The sequence below is a fragment of the Pseudomonas muyukensis genome, assembly GCF_019139535.1.
GTDB lineage: Bacteria > Pseudomonadota > Gammaproteobacteria > Pseudomonadales > Pseudomonadaceae > Aquipseudomonas > Aquipseudomonas muyukensis.
Window position 1 is genome coordinate 4578040 of the sequence record NZ_CP077073.1, and the last position, 16281, is coordinate 4594320.

The 16281-nt window shown below is 64.1% G+C and carries 17 protein-coding genes; 9 read left to right on the forward strand and 8 right to left on the reverse strand.

Annotated elements, in window-relative coordinates; genetic code table 11:
• Window positions 1–6: 6 nt before the first annotated feature.
• From flgC to KSS95_RS20155, 4 genes are all read right to left on the reverse strand, one after another.
• The gene (gene flgC / locus KSS95_RS20140; protein ID WP_104445064.1) at window positions 7–450 is read right to left on the reverse strand and encodes a flagellar basal body rod protein FlgC; all 444 of its coding nucleotides are present in this window, start codon (window positions 448–450) and stop codon (window positions 7–9) included.
• Window positions 451–452: 2 nt separating this feature from the next.
• Window positions 453–860, reverse strand: coding sequence for a flagellar basal body rod protein FlgB (gene flgB / locus KSS95_RS20145; RefSeq protein ID WP_104445063.1), 408 nt, complete (start codon window positions 858–860; stop codon window positions 453–455).
• Between the two features lie 340 nt (window positions 861–1200).
• Window positions 1201–2028, reverse strand: a complete 828-nt coding sequence (gene cheR, locus KSS95_RS20150) for a protein-glutamate O-methyltransferase CheR (RefSeq protein WP_217849049.1) — start codon at window positions 2026–2028, stop codon at window positions 1201–1203.
• A gap of 53 nt (window positions 2029–2081) precedes the next feature.
• Window positions 2082–3011: a chemotaxis protein CheV gene (locus KSS95_RS20155; RefSeq protein ID WP_104445061.1), complete on the reverse strand. Its 930-nt coding sequence runs from the start codon at window positions 3009–3011 to the stop codon at window positions 2082–2084.
• Between the two features lie 63 nt (window positions 3012–3074).
• Here KSS95_RS20155 and flgA point away from each other — a divergent pair, with 63 nt between their 5' ends.
• The 5 genes from flgA to KSS95_RS20180 all read left to right on the forward strand — a co-directional run bounded on the left by flgA (window position 3075) and on the right by KSS95_RS20180 (window position 6337).
• On the forward strand, window positions 3075–3824 hold the full coding sequence (gene flgA / locus KSS95_RS20160; RefSeq protein WP_217849051.1) for a flagellar basal body P-ring formation chaperone FlgA: 750 nt from the start codon (window positions 3075–3077) through the stop codon (window positions 3822–3824).
• Window positions 3825–3998: 174 nt separating this feature from the next.
• Window positions 3999–4313 carry a flagellar biosynthesis anti-sigma factor FlgM gene (gene flgM / locus KSS95_RS20165; protein WP_217849053.1) on the forward strand — a complete coding sequence of 105 codons (315 nt, stop codon included), beginning with the start codon at window positions 3999–4001 and terminating at the stop codon, window positions 4311–4313.
• A gap of 47 nt (window positions 4314–4360) precedes the next feature.
• Complete coding sequence (locus KSS95_RS20170) at window positions 4361–4828, forward strand: flagella synthesis protein FlgN (protein WP_217849055.1); 468 nt, start codon at window positions 4361–4363, stop codon at window positions 4826–4828.
• A gap of 80 nt (window positions 4829–4908) precedes the next feature.
• The gene (locus tag KSS95_RS20175) at window positions 4909–5652 is read left to right on the forward strand and encodes a flagellar brake protein (RefSeq protein ID WP_217849057.1); all 744 of its coding nucleotides are present in this window, start codon (window positions 4909–4911) and stop codon (window positions 5650–5652) included.
• 139 nt (window positions 5653–5791) lie between these two features.
• Window positions 5792–6337 (forward strand): hypothetical protein, encoded by a 546-nt coding sequence (locus KSS95_RS20180; protein WP_217849059.1) that lies wholly within the window; start codon window positions 5792–5794, stop codon window positions 6335–6337.
• Window positions 6338–6375: 38 nt separating this feature from the next.
• Here the strand turns inward: KSS95_RS20180 and KSS95_RS20185 are convergent, their stop codons facing one another.
• The 3 genes from KSS95_RS20185 to bkdR form a co-directional block, all read right to left on the reverse strand.
• Window positions 6376–7716 carry an MFS transporter gene (locus tag KSS95_RS20185; RefSeq protein ID WP_217849061.1) on the reverse strand — a complete coding sequence of 447 codons (1341 nt, stop codon included), beginning with the start codon at window positions 7714–7716 and terminating at the stop codon, window positions 6376–6378.
• Between the two features lie 130 nt (window positions 7717–7846).
• Window positions 7847–9088, reverse strand: coding sequence for a glutamine synthetase family protein (locus KSS95_RS20190; protein ID WP_217854046.1), 1242 nt, complete (start codon window positions 9086–9088; stop codon window positions 7847–7849).
• Window positions 9089–9315: 227 nt separating this feature from the next.
• Complete coding sequence (gene bkdR / locus KSS95_RS20195) at window positions 9316–9804, reverse strand: Bkd operon transcriptional regulator BkdR (RefSeq protein WP_217849063.1); 489 nt, start codon at window positions 9802–9804, stop codon at window positions 9316–9318.
• Window positions 9805–10002: 198 nt separating this feature from the next.
• On the opposite strand from bkdR, the gene KSS95_RS20200 reads away from it, so the two are divergent.
• From KSS95_RS20200 to lpdA, 4 genes are read left to right on the forward strand one after another with little or no spacing between them, the layout of a single operon-like run.
• Window positions 10003–11235 carry a 3-methyl-2-oxobutanoate dehydrogenase (2-methylpropanoyl-transferring) subunit alpha gene (locus KSS95_RS20200; protein ID WP_217849065.1) on the forward strand — a complete coding sequence of 411 codons (1233 nt, stop codon included), beginning with the start codon at window positions 10003–10005 and terminating at the stop codon, window positions 11233–11235.
• A gap of 1 nt (window position 11236) precedes the next feature.
• On the forward strand, window positions 11237–12295 hold the full coding sequence (locus KSS95_RS20205) for an alpha-ketoacid dehydrogenase subunit beta (RefSeq protein ID WP_217849067.1): 1059 nt from the start codon (window positions 11237–11239) through the stop codon (window positions 12293–12295).
• Window positions 12296–13567: a dihydrolipoamide acetyltransferase family protein gene (locus tag KSS95_RS20210; protein WP_217849069.1), complete on the forward strand. Its 1272-nt coding sequence runs from the start codon at window positions 12296–12298 to the stop codon at window positions 13565–13567. It begins immediately after the preceding gene.
• Between the two features lie 2 nt (window positions 13568–13569).
• Window positions 13570–14949, forward strand: coding sequence for a dihydrolipoyl dehydrogenase (gene lpdA, locus KSS95_RS20215; RefSeq protein ID WP_217849070.1), 1380 nt, complete (start codon window positions 13570–13572; stop codon window positions 14947–14949).
• A gap of 178 nt (window positions 14950–15127) precedes the next feature.
• Here lpdA and KSS95_RS20220 read toward each other — a convergent pair whose 3' ends face one another.
• Entirely contained in the window at window positions 15128–16126 is a 999-nt protein-coding gene (locus tag KSS95_RS20220; protein ID WP_217849073.1) for a diguanylate cyclase domain-containing protein, read from the reverse strand.
• Window positions 16127–16281 lie beyond the last annotated feature (155 nt).

Sequence of the window (16281 nt, forward strand, 5' to 3'; positions counted from 1 at the left end):
CCCTGCTTACTGACCCAGGGTCAGCACTTTCTGCATCATGTTCTTGGCGGTGTTCATCAGCTCGGCGTTGGTCTGGAACGCACGGCTGGCGGAGATCATGTCGGCCATCTCCTCGACCACGTTGACGTTCGGGTAGTAGACGTAGCCGTCCTTGTTCGCCGCCGGATGGTTCGGCTCGTAACGCGCCTCGAGGTTGCTCTGGTCCTCGATGATGCCCTTGACCTGCACGCCCTGCCCCGCCTCGCCCTGGTCCTCGAACAGCGACTGGCCGGCGCCGGCCTGGGCCTGCTGGAAGGTGGTGGCGAACACCGGATGGCGGGCGCGGTAGGTCTGGTCGATGCTCGAGGAGACGGTCTCGGCGTTGGCGATGTTCGAGGCGACGGTGTTCAGGCGCGTGTTCTGCGCGCTCATGCCGCTACCGGCGATATTGAAGACACTGGCAAGGGACATGGTCACTCTCCACGCAGGGCCGATACCAGCCCTTTGAATTTACTGTTGAGCAGGGTGAAGCTGGCCTGGAAGCCAACGGCGTTTTCCGTGTAGTTCGATTGCTCGATCTGCGCGTCCACGGTGTTCTGGTCGATCGACGGCTGCATCGGCGTGCGGTACTTCAAGGTGTCGTCCATCATCGCCAGGCCCTCGGCCTCGATATGGCGATTATTGGTGCGATCCAGGGCGATACGGCCTTTCTGCTGCTTGTCGGACTCGGCGGCGAGCACCGACGAGAAGTCCATGTCGCGCGCCTTGTAGTTCGGCGTGTCAGCGTTGGCGATGTTGTTGGCCAGCACCTCGGCACGCTGGGCACGGAAGCCCAATGCCTTTTCGTGGATGCCAAGCGCCTTGTCGAAGCTGATGCTCATGTCGGGGAACCTTCGAAGGTTGACCAGAGTTTCGTTGGCTAACGCTAAAGCAAGGGCTGTGCCAACCAAGAAAAAGCCTGTCAACCCGGGCCTTCGAGCTGAAACAGCAGGCCGCCGCTGCCAGAAAAGCGGCAAAGTGCTTCCGCTTTGCAGTCGCCAGGCGGCAATCAGACAGCCACCGAGGCGGCAAAACAAAATATTGACGGCATCCACACCGACACGATCGCTGCGCCTGGCTCGCCAGCAAGGCGGGTGCCCATGCGTGGAAGACGTTAAATCGACAGGCATGAAAAAGCCGGCATCTCGCGGTGCCGGCTCCCTTTGCCCTTTGCCACCCGCCTCACTTGGCCTGGTAGATGATCCCCGGGCTGCACTGCACCATCTGGTAGTGGTCCGGCAGGCCATTGAGCGCCTCGGACGCACCCAGGAACAGATAGCCGCCCGGCTTGAGCGTGCCGTGGATGCGCATCAGGATGTCCTTCTTGACCTGGGCCGAGAAGTAGATCAGTACATTGCGACAGAACACGATGTCGAACTTGCCCAGCGGCGCGTAGCTGTCGAGCAGGTTGTACGAGCGGAACTCGACGCGGCTGCGAATCGGTGGCTTGACCGCCCAACGCCCAGGCCCCTTGGTGTCGAAGTAACGCTGCAAACGCTCCTGGGACAAGCCGCGGGCAATGGCCAGGCTGTCGTACTCGCCGGTCTTGCAGTTGTTGAGCATGGCGCCGGAGAGGTCGGTGGCGACGATCTGCGCGCCCATCTTCAACTGGCCCAGGTTGCTGCGCTCGAACTCGTCGATGGCCATGGAGATGGAATACGGCTCCTGCCCCGACGAACAGGCCGCCGACCAGATACGTAGACGCTGGCCGGGGTTGCCCTTGATGAACTCCGGAATCACCTTGTTCTTCAGTACCTCGAACGGGTAGGTGTCGCGAAACCAGAGTGTCTCGTTGGTGGTCATGGCATCGACCACCTGCTCGCGCAGGCCACCGCGCGGCTGGGTCTGGATGCGCTGCACCAGTTCGCCCAGCGACTTGATGCCCTGCTGCTCCATCAGCTTGTTGAGACGGCTGGAGACCAGGTACTGCTTATTCTCGCCCAGCAGGATGCCACAGGCTTTCTCCAGGAAGACCCGGAACTGTTCGAAATCCAAATTACCCGTAGACAATGCTGCCGCCTCTTTTTATATGTCGCTTGCGCCGGGGACGCGCCCCGGCCGTTTCAATGTGCCGCCTTGATCCGATCGACCACGCGCTGGGCGAGGTCATCCGGCTTGAACTTGGCCAGAAAATCGTCGGCGCCGACCTTCTTGACCATGGCCTGGTTGAATACCCCAGACAGCGAAGTATGCAGGCAGATGTGCAGTTTTTGCATGCGCGGGTCGCTGCGAATCTCCGCCGTGAGGGTATAGCCGTCCATTTCTGGCATTTCAATATCGGAAATCATCATGAGGAACTCCTCCTCCGGACGCTTGCCTTCGTCCACCAGCTTGCGCAGGTAGTCCAGGGCCTGGCGACCGTCGTTGAGCGCCACAACCTCGACCCCGACCGTCTGCAGGCAGCGGCTGACCTGCTTGCGCGCCACCGACGAGTCATCGACCGTCAGCACCCGCAACAGCACCGCCTTGTCCTGCACCTCGGCATCGATCACCCCTTCGGACACCGACTCGGACGACGGCGCCACTTCGGCCAGCACCTTCTCCACGTCGATGATCTCGACCATGCGGTTGTCGACCCGGGTGACCGCGGTCAGGTAGTGATCGCGCCCGGTACCCTTGGGTGGCGGATGGATCTCTTCCCAGTTCATGTTGACGATGCGCTCCACCGAGTGCACCAGGAACCCCTGGGTCTTGGTGTTGTACTCGGTGATGATGACGAAACTCTTGCGCGTCTCTTCCTGCAGGCCCGGCAAGCCGGTGGCCATCGACAGGTCGAGGATCGGGATGGTCGCCCCGCGAATGTTGGCCACACCGCGCACCACCGGATGGGACTTGGGCAGCAGTGTCAAATCCGGGCACTGCAGCACCTCGCGGACCTTGAACACATTGATGCCATAGAGCTGGTCGCCATTGAGGCGAAACAACAGCAGCTCCAGGCGATTCTGCCCCACCAGCTGCGTGCGCTGGTTGACCGAATCCATCACTCCAGCCATGCCGGACTCCTTCAACGATTGCCTATGTACCAAGTCGGCACGGGCTTTGCTTTTTTGAGCGCCATGTACACGAAAACGACATTTTTCCGACGACTGACGCGCCTGCTGACCGGATCCCTGGCCGCATTGTGCCTGATGGTACCCGGCACCCAGGCGCTGGCGGACGCTTTTACCTTGCCTGAACAGCTTATCGGTGTCACTCAAGGGTTTCTTGAATTCACCGTGGAGGATTATCTGGCGACCACCCAGACCCAGGGTCGCTACGAGATCCAGGTGAACAAACTCGACCCGCGCCTGCGCATGCCGCAGTGCAGCCAGCAGCTGGACGCCTCGCTGGAAGGCCCCACGCCGCTGGGACGGGTGACGGTGAGGGTGCGCTGCGACGGCGCGGCGCCCTGGACGGTATTCGTGCCGGCGCAGGTGCGCCTGCTGCGCGACGTGGTGGTCATGACCCGCCCACTCAAGCGCGACAGCGTCATCGGCGAAGGCGACGTGGCCCTGCGCGAGCGCGATGTCGGCAGCCTCGGCCAGGGTTACCTGACCCAGCTGGACCAGGCGGTGGGCCTGAAATTGCTACGCCCGACGGTAGTCGACCAGTTGCTCACCCAGCAACATCTGGAGCAGGCCGAGGTGGTGCGCAAGGGCGATCATGTGGTGATCGTCGCCCGCAGCGGCAGCCTCAGCGTGCGCATGCCCGGCGAAGCGCTGGACAAGGGCGGGCTGCAAACCCAGATTCGGGTGCGCAACCTCAACTCCAAGCGAGTGGTCAAGGCCCGGGTGACCGGGCCCGGACAGGTCGAGGTGGCCATGTAATCCTGGCTGCAAGACGATGACGCAAAGCTGGCGGTGAGGAACCGAGGGCCCTAAACTGTGTCAGAAATCGGGTTGCGCAAGCTGCGCTTTGCGCCAGTATGGTTTTCCTGCCTAAAGTTTTCTTCGGGTTGGCCGAAAACCAGGCATGCGTCCTAATACCCAGGGGTTCTGATCATGGTCATCGACTTCAGTCGTTTGAATAATTCTCCGTCCATCACGGGCGGTGTTCGCGGCAATGCCGCGCCAGGCACCGCCGAAAAAACCGGCGAAGCCAGCGAGGCGCCCAAACGCGCCAGCGCCAGCGGAGAAGCGGTACATCTGAGCCCTGAGGCCCAGCAATTGCAGAAGATCAGCGACAAGCTGCGCGATCAGCCAACCGTCAACAGCGCCCGTGTGGCCGAGTTGAAACAGGCCATCGCCGACGGCAGCTACAAGGTCGATGCCGACCGGGTCGCCAGCAAACTGCTTGATTTCGAAGCCCAGCGCTGACCTTCAGGCGCGCTGACTTCAAGGACGCAACACGCCAAGAGTTAGCCATGCACGACATCACTCTGCTGCAACTGATCGAAAACGACATCGCGCCCACGCAGGAACTGCTCGAGCTTCTGCAAAACGAAGCGATAGCCCTGCACGGCCGCGACATGGTGGTGCTGGAGCAGATCCTGGCCCGCAAGCAGTCGTTGATCATCTTGCTCGAGCAGCAGGGTCGGCGCCGCAGCCAACTGCTCGCCAGCCTCGGCCTCAGTGCCGATCGCGCCGGCGCGCAAGCCCTGGCGGCCCAGTCGAGCAATGGCCAGGCGATCCTCGCCCGGCTCGACGAGCTGAGCCAACTGATGGACGCCTGCCAGCAGGTCAACGCGACCAACGGCCAGATCATCCAGGTGCAGCAGCACGTCACGGCCAACCAGGTCAGAATCCTTCAGGGCGGCGATTCTCCGTCGCTCTACGACAGCCGTGGCGGTACCTCGCCGATGGCCAAGCCCCGGGCGATCAGCCAAGTGTGATTAGTGGTATCAAGGCACGGAACATACTGGCAAAATGCCGTTAATTGCGTGTGTCGTTTTTGCCTGGAGATTGAAAACCCGTGTTCAACGAATCCGATGCTCCCCAGCCACCGAAGGTGCTGAGCACTCCTTTGGAGATTGCGGCCAACCTGCGCCAGCTGCTGGAGAGCCACGACCCGCTGATCATCAGCTTCCATGAACGCAGCCAGCGCTTCCAGAGCTACGTGGTGCATGTCGACCGCGAGGCCGGGGTACTGGCGTTGGACGAGATGATCCCGCGCGACGGCGAAAAGTACATCGAGAACGGCGAAGCGTTTCGCATCGAAGGCTTCCATGACGGCGTGCGCATTGCCTGGGAAAGCGACACCCCGCTGACCATCAGCGAGATCGACGGCCACCGCTGCTACCGCGGCCCGCTGCCCACGGAAGTCACCTACCATCAGCGGCGCAATGCCTTTCGCGCCGCGCTGAAGTTGTCGCAACTGGTCGACGTGACCCTCGACGGCACCCACCTCAAGGGTAACGGCGCCCTGCGCGGCAAGCTGCTGGACATCTCTGCCACCGGCTGCAAGCTGCGCTTCGAAGGCAATGTCGAAGACCGCCTGCAACTGGGCCAGGTCTACGAGCGTTTCAAGGCCGGCAACCCGCTGGGGCTGACCGACACCATGGTCGAGCTGCGCCACCTGCATTTCGAGGAGCGCATCAACACCACCTTCGCCGGGGTACGCTTCCATAACCTCAACGGCCAGGCGCAACGCAAGATCGAGAGTTTCGTCTACCAGTTGCAGCGCGAAGCGCGCAGGTTCGACAAGGACGATTACTGATCGTCGAACGCCACCTACGGGTGGCGTTTTCATGCCGCCGACGCGCACGCCAGGACACGCTTCCCGGTTCCACCCCCCGCCAGTCACTGCCACGCTCCGACAAGCCCCATTGCGGGTCGCCTTCATGATCGGAGAAGCTATGATCCAACGTGACTTTACCGCCGAACTGCACTGCCAGTATGGGCAGATAGTTGTTACCAGCGTGCCTTCGTCAGAGGACGATGGCATCCAGCATGCTCTGCGCAAAAACTGGCTCGTCGTCGACCAGGGCAATGACCCTGCCTGGTTCAGGCGCCTCACCTTCCACTTCAAGTACCTCAAGACCGATGGCGCTCGCCACCACTACCAGATCGAGATTGCCGAACCCTCATCGATCAAGCGACAGCGGTTGGAGAAAAGCACCAACAATTGGCTGAAATTCTATGATCACCTGGCGCTGGGAAATACCGCGCACTTGAGTTTCCTGAACCTGACTGCGCGACGCCAGTACTGGAAAATTCAAGTGCTTGGGGAGTGGGACGGTGACATGGCCAGTGCGCAGCAGGTCGAGTTCTACTTGCGCGACGCGGCGGTATATCGCGTCGCCAATACCTACTCCGCGCTGTATGACTACTTTGGTTTGCATGCCGGTCCCGATGACGGCGACATCCTGAAGTTCCACCTGCGCAACATCACGCTGGTCTGATACAGCACCTGCCAGGTCGGCCATCAATGCCAGGCCCGTCAACGCAAGCTGTCGCCGCCTGCCTGTGGCCGGGCACCCTGCCCTTCGCCTGCCTGTTCTGCCTCGGTATCCTCCGCCGCCACCGGTGCTTGCATGACCTCCTGCACGGTCTGCTCATCGACCCGCGGGTCGAGCGCCGCCGACAACGGCGAGCCGGCCGCCGGCATCGCCACGTGGCCGAGCGGGGCATCCTGGACCTGGTGCAAGCCGGTCACCGCTTTCGGCCGGATTCGCCACACCAGCACCAGCGCAAAGAACAGGAAGAAGGCATACAGCATCTGCGCGCCGAACAGCTTCATCAGCACACCGGCAGCCAATGGCCCGATGCAGGCGCCAACGCCGTAGGTCACCAGCAGCATGGCGGTCAGCGACACCCGCCGCTCGCTCTCCACATGGTCATTGGAGAACGCCACCGCCAATGGATACAGGCAGAACTGCAACAACGAAATGACAAAGCCGATGCCGAACAGCAGCGCCAGCGGCACGCTCGGCAGGATGGCCAAGGGCGCCGACGCCAGCGCCAGGCCGCTCGCCACGCTGCGGATCAGCACGGCGCGGTCATAGCGGTCGGAGAGCCAACCCAACGGCCATTGCACCACCAGGCCGGCGAAAATACAGCTGCCCATGAACAAGCCGATCTGCTCGGTGGACAGCCCCTGGTTGGCCGCGTACAGCGGCGCCAGGCCATAGAAGGAGCCGACTATCAAACCCGCACCCAACACCGTCGACAGCGACTGTGGCACGCGCTTGATGAACAGCTTCGGCTCCATCGGCGCCGGGCGCAACGGCGCGGGGTGGATGCGCCGGGTCATGGCCACCGGCACCAGGCACAGGGCAAAGCACATGGCCACCAGCATCAGCAGCTCCGGCCCCAACTGCGGGTGTAGCACCAGGATCAACTGGCCGAGCACCAGGCCCAGGTAGGAGGCGATCATGTAGCCGCTGAACACCGCCCCGCGATGCTTGGCATCGGCCTGTTCGTTGAGCCAGCTCTCGATGACCATGTATTGGCACATCATGCCCAGGCCTACGATCATCCGCAGCCCGACCCAGGCCGGCAGCCAACTGGTCAGCCCATGGCCGAGCACGGCCGCGCCGACAATACCGGCACAGGTGGCGTAAGCCCTGATGTGCCCCACCCTGCCGATCAAGCGGTGGCCAATCTTGCCGCCCAGGGCCAGGCCGAAATAGTTGGCGGCCATCAGCGCACCGACCCACAGGCTGTCGACATGCTCGGCGGCCAGGCGCAATGCCAGGTAGGTACTGAGCAAGCCAGAGCCGATCAACATCATCAAGGCAGCGAAATACAGCGACTGAAACGGCTTCCAGATAGTGCGCATACGTCCCGTCGGGCTCCTTCGTCAGGTGGCGTTGGGTGCAGGGCTAGCATAAGAGCAAATCATCGACCGCGCAGGCCCCAAACCGCGAAATGCGCCGCTGACGGCGCGCCCACTACAGGTTGTGTCGCGCTCAGGCCTGCGCCGCCAGCACGCGTCGCTCCCACGGCGTGATTTCGTCTAAGAAGTCGGCCAGCTCGAGGGTCTTGCTGGCGATGTAGCCTTCGATGAACTCACGGCCGAACAGTTCCCGGGCCAAGGCACTGTGCTTGAGGCGCTGCAGGGCCGCATGCAGGGTACAGGGCAGGCTCAGGTGCTCGGGCACCTCGAACTCGCCCTGGATGGCCGCGGCCGGCACGATCTGCCGCTCGATACCATGCAGGCCGGCAGCCAGGCTCGCGGCGATCGCCAGGTAGGGGTTGGCGTCGGCGCCCGGCAAACGGTTCTCCACCCGTCGCGCCGCCGGCGCGCTGGCGGGGATACGCAGGCCGGCGGCACGGTTGTCCTCTGACCAGCAGGCGTTGTTGGGCGAGGCGTACGGGTGGCACAGGCGCTGGTAGGAGTTGACGTTGGGCGCGAACAACAGGGTGAAGTCGGCCAGACAAGCCTGCAAGCCGCCGATGAAATGGTGAAAGGTATCGGTCGGGGCGCCGTGTTCGTCGCTGAACAGGTTACGCCCACTGGTGCTGTCGACCAGGCTCTGGTGAATATGCATCGAGCTGCCGGGGGTGTGCGCCAGGGGCTTGGCCATGCATACCACGATCAGGCCGTGCTTGAGCGCGACCTCCTTGAGCAAGTGCTTGAACAGGAAGGTCTGGTCGGCCAACAGCAGCGGGTCGCCGTGCAGCAGGTTGATCTCGAACTGACTGACGCCCATCTCGTGCATGAAGGTGTCACGCGGCAGGCCCAGCGCCGCCATGCAGCGGTACACCTCGTTGAAGAACGGACGCAGGCCGTTGTTGGAGCTGACGCTGAACGCCGAATGGCCCATTTCCCGACGCCCATCCTTGCCCAGCGCAGGCAAGAACGGCTGGCTCGGATCGGTGTTGGGGGCGAAGACGAAGAACTCCAGCTCGGTGGCCACCACCGGCGCCAGGCCACGTTCGGCATAGCGGGCGAGCACCGCCTTCAGCTGAGCGCGGCTGGACAACCCCGACGGCCGGCCATCGAGCTCGACCGCATCGCAAATGGCCAGGGCACGCGGCTCGTCACTCCAGGGCAGGCGGTGAATCTGCGCCGGGTCAGCCACCAGCGCCAGGTCGCCGTCGTCGCTGCCGTAGAACTTCGCCGGCGGGTAGCCGCCCATGATGCATTGCAGCAACACCCCGCGCGCCATCTGCAAGCGCCGACCTTCGAGGAAACCCTCGGCAGTCATCACCTTGCCGCGGGCGACGCCGTTGAGGTCGGGGGTGACGCATTCGATTTCATCGATGCCCTGCAGCTGTTGGGCCTGGTGATGCGGGCCTGCGGTCGTCATGACGCTGTCCTTGTTGTTGTGTTGGCATGCCGGAGTGGCGATGAACACAACATAGGCCGTGGGTGTTTAAAATATCAAGCACCCAAGTGCGCGGTCTTCGCCGGCAACGCCGGCGCCTGCACGCCTCAAGGTTCACGCAAGGTCATGCCATTGGCCGGCAACGGCAACGCGGTCTTGTAGCGCACCTGCTTCAACGCGAAGCTGGAACGGATATTGGCCACCCCCGGCAGCCGCGTCAGGTAGTCGAGAAACCGCTCCAACGCCTGGATGCTTGGCAGCAGCACCCGCAACAGGTAATCCGGGTCGCCCGTCATCAGGTAGCACTCCATTACCTCCGGGCGCTCGGCGATCTCTTCCTCGAAGCGATGCAGCGACTGTTCCACCTGCTTCTCCAGGCTGACATGGATGAACACATTGACGTCCAGCCCCAATGCCTCGGGCGACAGCAAGGTGACCTGCTGGCGAATCACTCCCAACTCCTCCATGGCCTTGACCCGGTTGAAGCACGGCGTGGGCGAGAGGTTGACCGAGCGCGCCAGCTCCGCGTTGGTGATGCGGGCGTTTTCCTGCAGGCTGTTGAGAATGCCGATATCCGTACGATCCAACTTACGCATGAGACAAATTCACCTGGTTTTTGTGTTTGTGCGGAATGTTTATCTTCCCCGCCGGGCAAAGGCAACGAACTTGAGAGAAAAATTCTCCGGCCATCCCCCTATGATGTAAAAGACGCTGACTTGCCAGTCACAAGCCGGTACTCAGCGGCGGCCGCTTCAAAGCTCACAAAAACAACATTCGAGCGAGCGTAAAAAGCAATGAACGAGTACGCCCCCCTGCGTCTGCATGTGCCCGAGCCTACAGGCCGGCCAGGCTGCCAGACCGATTTCTCCTACCTGCGCCTGAACGACGCCGGTTCTGTGCGTAAACCGCCCATCGATGTCGAACCCGCCAATACCGCGGACCTCTCCTACAGCCTCGTGCGTGTGCTCAACGAGCACGGCGACGCCGTTGGCCCCTGGGCCGAGGGCATCGACCCGCAGGTGTTGCGCCAGGGCATGCGCGCCATGCTCAAGACGCGTATCTTCGACAGCCGCATGGTCGTCGCCCAGCGCCAGAAGAAGATGTCCTTCTACATGCAGAGCCTGGGCGAGGAAGCCATCGGCAGCGGTCAGGCCCTGGCCCTGAACCGCAGCGACATGTGCTTCCCCACCTACCGCCAGCAGAGCATCCTCATGGCCCGCGACGTGTCGCTGGTGGACATGATCTGCCAGTTGCTGTCCAACACCCGCGACCCGCTCAAGGGCCGCCAGTTGCCGATCATGTACTCGGTGCGCGAAGCCGGCTTCTTTACCATCAGCGGCAACCTCGCCACCCAGTTCGTCCAGGCGGTCGGCTGGGCCATGGCCTCGGCGATCAAGGGCGACACGAAAATCGCCTCGGCCTGGATCGGCGACGGCGCCACCGCCGAGTCCGACTTCCACACCGCGCTGACCTTCGCCCACGTCTACCGCGCCCCGGTGATCCTCAACGTGGTCAACAACCAGTGGGCGATCTCCACCTTCCAGGCCATCGCCGGGGGCGAGTCGACCACCTTCGCCGGCCGTGGCGTGGGCTGCGGCATCGCCTCGCTGCGGGTCGACGGCAACGATTTCATCGCGGTCTATGCCGCCTCGCGCTGGGCCGCCGAACGCGCCCGCCGCGGCCTGGGCCCGACGCTGATCGAATGGGTCACCTACCGCGCCGGCCCACACTCCACTTCGGACGACCCGTCCAAGTACCGCCCGGCCGACGACTGGAACCACTTCCCGCTGGGCGACCCGATCGCTCGCCTGAAGCAGCACCTGATCAAGGCCGGCCACTGGTCCGAGGACGAGCACCAGGCGGTCAGCGCCGAGCTCGAGGCCGAGGTGATCAAGGCGCAGAAGGACGCCGAGCAGTTCGGCACCCTGAGCAACGGCCATATCCCCAGCGCCGCCTCGATGTTCGAGGACGTGTACAAGGAAATGCCCGATCACCTGCGCCGGCAGCGCCAGGAACTGGGGGTCTGAGATGAACGATCACAACAACAGCATCCATCTGGAAAACGCCATGTCCACCACCACCATGACCATGATCCAGGCCCTGCGCTCGGCCATGGATGTCATGCTCGAGCGCGATGACAACGTGGTGGTCTATGGCCAGGACGTTGGCTACTTCGGCGGCGTGTTCCGCTGCACCGAAGGCTTGCAGACCAAGTACGGCAAGTCGCGCGTGTTCGACGCACCGATCTCCGAGAGCGGCATCGTCGGCACCGCCGTGGGCATGGGCGCCTACGGCCTGCGTCCGGTGGTCGAGATCCAGTTCGCCGACTACTTCTACCCCGCCTCCGACCAGATCGTCTCGGAGATGGCCCGCCTGCGCTATCGCTCGGCCGGCGAGTTCATCTCGCCGCTGACCCTGCGCATGCCCTGCGGCGGCGGCATCTACGGCGGCCAGACCCACAGCCAGAGCCCCGAGGCGATGTTCACCCAGGTGTGCGGCCTGCGCACGGTGATGCCATCCAACCCCTACGACGCCAAGGGCCTGCTGATCGCCTCGATCGAGTGCGATGACCCGGTGATCTTCCTCGAGCCAAAGCGCCTGTACAACGGCCCGTTCGACGGCCACCACGACCGTCCGGTGACGCCGTGGTCCAAGCACCCGCACAGCGCGGTGCCAGACGGCTACTACAACGTGCCGCTGGACAAGGCGGCGATCACCCGCCCAGGCAACGACGTCACCGTGCTGACCTATGGCACCACCGTGTATGTCTCGCAAGTGGCGGCCGAGGAGAGCGGCGTCGACGCCGAGGTCATCGACCTGCGCAGCCTCTGGCCGCTGGACCTGGAAACCATCGTCGCGTCGGTGAAAAAGACCGGCCGCTGCGTGATCGTCCACGAAGCCACCCGCACCTGCGGCTTCGGCGCCGAACTGGTGTCGCTGGTCCAGGAGCACTGCTTCCACCACCTCGAGGCGCCGATCGAACGCGTCACCGGCTGGGACACACCCTACCCCCACGCACAGGAATGGGCGTACTTCCCAGGCCCTTCACGGGTAGGCGCGGCATTGAAACGGGTCATGGAGGTCTGAATGGGCACGCACGTCATCAAGATGCCGGACATTGGCGAAGGCATCGCGCAGGTCGAGTTGGTGGAATGGTTCGTCAAGGTCGGCGACCTGATCGCCGAGGACCAGGTGGTGGCCGACGTCATGACCGACAAGGCCACCGTGGAAATCCCCTCGCCGGTTGCCGGCAAGGTACTGGCCCTGGGCGGCCAGCCAGGTGAAGTGATGGCGGTCGGCAGCGAGCTGATCCGCATCGAGGTCGAAGGCAGCGGCAACCATGTCGACACGCCGCAGGCCAAGGCAGTGGAGCCGGCACCCGCGCCGGTGCAGGTGGCAAGCCAACCGGCGCCGCGCCTCGAGGCGCAACCTCAGCAGCCTGCCGTCCAGCCTACGGCGGCGCCGATCGTGCCGCGCGAGGCCCACGACAAGCCGCTGGCCTCCCCCGCCGTGCGCAAGCGCGCGCTGGATGCCGGTGTCGAGCTGCGCTACGTGCATGGCAGCGGCCCGGCCGGGCGCATTCTGCACGAAGACCTCGACGCCTTCATCAGCAAGCCGCAGAGCAGCGCCGGCCAGGCCCCGAGCGGCTATGGCAAGCGCACCGACAGCGAGCAGGTGCCGGTGATCGGCCTGCGCCGCAAGATCGCCCAGCGCATGCAGGACGCCAAGCGCCGCGTCGCCCACTTCAGCTACGTCGAGGAAATCGACGTGACCAACCTGGAGGCCCTGCGCCAGCAGCTCAACGCCAAGCACGGTGAAAGCCGCGGCAAGCTGACCCTGCTGCCGTTCCTGGTGCGCGCCATGGTCGTCGCCTTGCGCGACTTCCCGCAGATCAACGCCACCTACGACGACGAAGCCCAGGTCATCACCCGCCATGGCGCAGTGCACGTGGGCATCGCCACCCAGGGCGACAACGGCCTGATGGTGCCGGTGTTGCGCCATGCCGAAGCCGGCAGCCTGTGGAGCAACGCCAGCGAGATCGCCCGGGTGGCCCATGCCGCACGCAACAACAAGGCGAGCCGCGAGGAACTGTCCGGCTCGACCATCACCCTGACCAGCCTCGGCGCGCTGGGCGGCATCGTCAGCACGCCGGTGGTCAACACCCCGGAAGTGGCGATCGTCGGTGTCAACCGCATGGTCGAGCGGCCCATGGTGGTCGACGGCCAGATCGTCGTGCGCAAGATGATGAACCTGTCCAGCTCGTTCGACCATCGCGTGGTCGATGGCATGGACGCCGCCCTGTTCATCCAGGCCGTGCGCGGCCTGCTGGAACAACCCGCCTGCCTGTTCGTGGAGTGACCATGCAACCGATCATCGACACCACCCTGCTGATCATCGGTGGCGGCCCCGGCGGCTATGTAGCCGCCATCCGCGCCGGGCAACTGGGCATCCCCACCGTGCTGGTCGAAGGCCAGGCACTGGGCGGCACCTGCCTGAACATCGGCTGCATCCCCTCCAAGGCGCTGATCCATGTGGCCGAGCAGTTCCACCAGACCAGCCGTTACACCGAGCCATCGCCACTGGGCATCAGCGTATCGTCGCCGCGCCTGGACATCGGCCGCAGCGTCGAGTGGAAGGACGGCATCGTCGATCGCCTCACCAGCGGCGTCGCCGCCCTGCTGAAAAAGCATGGCGTCAAGGTGATCCACGGCTGGGCGAAGATCCTCGACGGCAAGCGCGTCGAAGTCGATGGCCAGCACATCCAGTGCGAGCACCTGCTGCTGGCCACAGGTTCCAGCAGCGTCGAACTGCCGATGCTGCCGACCGGTGGGCCGGTCATCTCGTCCACCGAGGCCCTGACCCCCAAGGCACTGCCCCAGCACCTGGTGGTGGTCGGCGGCGGCTACATCGGCCTGGAACTGGGCATCGCCTACCGCAAGCTCGGTGCCAAGGTCAGCGTGGTCGAAGCGCGCGAGCGCATCCTGCCGACCTACGATGCCGAGTTGACCGCGCCGGTGGCCGAGTCGCTGAAGAAACTGGGCATCGCCTTGTACCTGGGCCATAGCGTCGAAGGCCATGCCGACGGCTGCTTGCTGGCCAGCGATGGCCAGGGCGGGCAACTGCGCCTGGAGGCTGACCAGGTACTGGTGGCCGTGGGCCGCCGTCCACGCACCAAAGGCTTCGGCCTGGAAAGCCTGGACCTGAAGATGAACGGCGCGGCCATCGCCATCGACGAGCGCTGCCAGACCAGCATGCGCAACGTCTGGGCCATCGGCGACGTGGCCGGCGAGCCAATGCTGGCGCACCGGGCCATGGCCCAGGGCGAGATGGTCGCCGAAATCATCGCCGGCAAACCTCGGCGCTTCGAACCCAGCGCCATCGCAGCGGTGTGCTTCACCGACCCGGAGGTCGTGGTCGTCGGCAAGACCCCGGAGCAAGCCAGCCAGCAGGGGCTGGACTGCATCGTCGCGCAGTTCCCCTTCGCCGCCAACGGCCGGGCCATGACCCTGGAGTCTAAGACCGGCTTCGTACGGGTGGTGGCGCGTCGCGACAACCACCTGATCCTTGGCTGGCAAGCCGTGGGGGTGGCGGTCTCCGAGCTGTCCAGCGCCTTCGCCCAGTCACTGGAGATGGGCGCGCGCCTGGAGGACATCGCCGGTACCATCCATGCTCACCCGACCCTCGGCGAGGCGGTACAGGAAGCGGCACTGCGGGCCCTGGGGCACGCACTGCATATCTGAGTCACTGAAGCGGCAATTTGGCCCGCTGCGCCCCAGGCGCCGCGGGTCTTTTTTTAACATCGTCCATCGCCTCGCCTGGTTCGCCAGCAAGCTGGCGCCTACGCGGCGGGGTACGCCGCAAACGTGCAGGAGCCGGCCTTGCCGGCGAACACCGGCAAAGCCGGTGCCATTCATCGCGTCACTCAGCCACGGCATTCTTGCCATCGGCCTTGGCCCGGTACAACGCCTGGTCGGCCCGTTCGAGCAAGCGCGCGGCGTCGTCACCCTCCTGCCATTGCACCACGCCATAGCTCATGGTCAGCTGGCAATCACCAATCGCTGCCATCGGCCCCATCGCCTGGCGAATCGCCACGGCCAGCGCACGGGCCTGGTCAAGGTCGCCACCCGGTAGCACCACCGCGAACTCGTCCCCGCCCCAGCGCGCCAACAGGTGTTGAGGCCGCAGGCAGGTGCGAATGCGCTCGGTCACCTCGATCAACGCAGCATCGCCGCGGGCATGGCCATGGCGGTCGTTGATCGGCTTGAAGTCATCCAGGTCCATGGCGATCAACGCCAGTGGCTCGCGGAAACGGCCGGCGCGCTCGCACTCCTGCTGCAAGGTCTTTTCCAGACGATAGCGGTTGGCGGTGCGAGTCAGCGCATCGCGTTCGGCAAGCTCACGGTTCTCGTCCAACTGCCGCTGCAATTGCTGGTTGACCCACGACAGCTCGCGGGTGCGTTCGGCGACTTGGGTCTCCAGCGACTGGTTGCGTTGTTCCAGGCCCGCCACCAGGCGCTTGCCGGCATCGATGTTGCGGTGCGCGCCCAGCATGCGGGCCACCGAGCCATCCGGGTTGCGGGCAATGATATGACCGCTGTCCTCGATCCACAGGTAGCTGCCGTCCTGGCAGCGGCAACGATACTCGATGCGGTAACGCTCGTTGCGCTGGTTGATGTAGGCCTCGAAATGCGCCATCACCCGCGGATAGTCCTGCGGGTGGATCACGCTCTCCCAGGTCAGCACCGAGTTGGCCATGGAATGGCTGGCATAGCCCAGCATCGCGTACCAGCCAGGGTTGCGGTAGACATACCCGCTGTTGGCATCCCAGTCCCAGATGCCATCGCTGATCAGATCGAACAAGGTGTGCAGTTGCTGCTCGGTAAAACCCGCTGGAATCGGCTTGATTGCCTGACTCATGGACGCTCTCCTTGGTATCCAGCAACTGCGCCCCGGTCACGGTGCTGCCGACATTCATGATGATTGCCGCAGGCGGCAATCCTGTTCCTCTCGCGGGCAAGCATATTCCGTGCACGCAACCCCCGGAATAGCCCGAACGGTCTATTTCACGGAAC

Coding starts and splice junctions, on each gene's coding strand:
- bkdR (WP_217849063.1), bottom strand. CDS start 9,804: ATGCGTAAGTTGGATCGTACGGATATCGGCATTCTCAACAGCCTGCAG.
- flgB (WP_104445063.1), bottom strand. CDS start 860: ATGAGCATCAGCTTCGACAAGGCGCTTGGCATCCACGAAAAGGCATTG.
- KSS95_RS20170 (WP_217849055.1), top strand. CDS start 4,361: ATGCACGACATCACTCTGCTGCAACTGATCGAAAACGACATCGCGCCC.
- KSS95_RS20155 (WP_104445061.1), bottom strand. CDS start 3,011: ATGGCTGGAGTGATGGATTCGGTCAACCAGCGCACGCAGCTGGTGGGG.
- KSS95_RS20190 (WP_217854046.1), bottom strand. CDS start 9,088: ATGACTGCCGAGGGTTTCCTCGAAGGTCGGCGCTTGCAGATGGCGCGC.
- KSS95_RS20210 (WP_217849069.1), top strand. CDS start 12,296: ATGGGCACGCACGTCATCAAGATGCCGGACATTGGCGAAGGCATCGCG.
- KSS95_RS20220 (WP_217849073.1), bottom strand. CDS start 16,126: ATGAGTCAGGCAATCAAGCCGATTCCAGCGGGTTTTACCGAGCAGCAA.
- flgA (WP_217849051.1), top strand. CDS start 3,075: ATGTACACGAAAACGACATTTTTCCGACGACTGACGCGCCTGCTGACC.
- KSS95_RS20200 (WP_217849065.1), top strand. CDS start 10,003: ATGAACGAGTACGCCCCCCTGCGTCTGCATGTGCCCGAGCCTACAGGC.
- KSS95_RS20205 (WP_217849067.1), top strand. CDS start 11,237: ATGAACGATCACAACAACAGCATCCATCTGGAAAACGCCATGTCCACC.
- KSS95_RS20180 (WP_217849059.1), top strand. CDS start 5,792: ATGATCCAACGTGACTTTACCGCCGAACTGCACTGCCAGTATGGGCAG.
- KSS95_RS20185 (WP_217849061.1), bottom strand. CDS start 7,716: ATGCGCACTATCTGGAAGCCGTTTCAGTCGCTGTATTTCGCTGCCTTG.
- flgM (WP_217849053.1), top strand. CDS start 3,999: ATGGTCATCGACTTCAGTCGTTTGAATAATTCTCCGTCCATCACGGGC.
- flgC (WP_104445064.1), bottom strand. CDS start 450: ATGTCCCTTGCCAGTGTCTTCAATATCGCCGGTAGCGGCATGAGCGCG.
- lpdA (WP_217849070.1), top strand. CDS start 13,570: ATGCAACCGATCATCGACACCACCCTGCTGATCATCGGTGGCGGCCCC.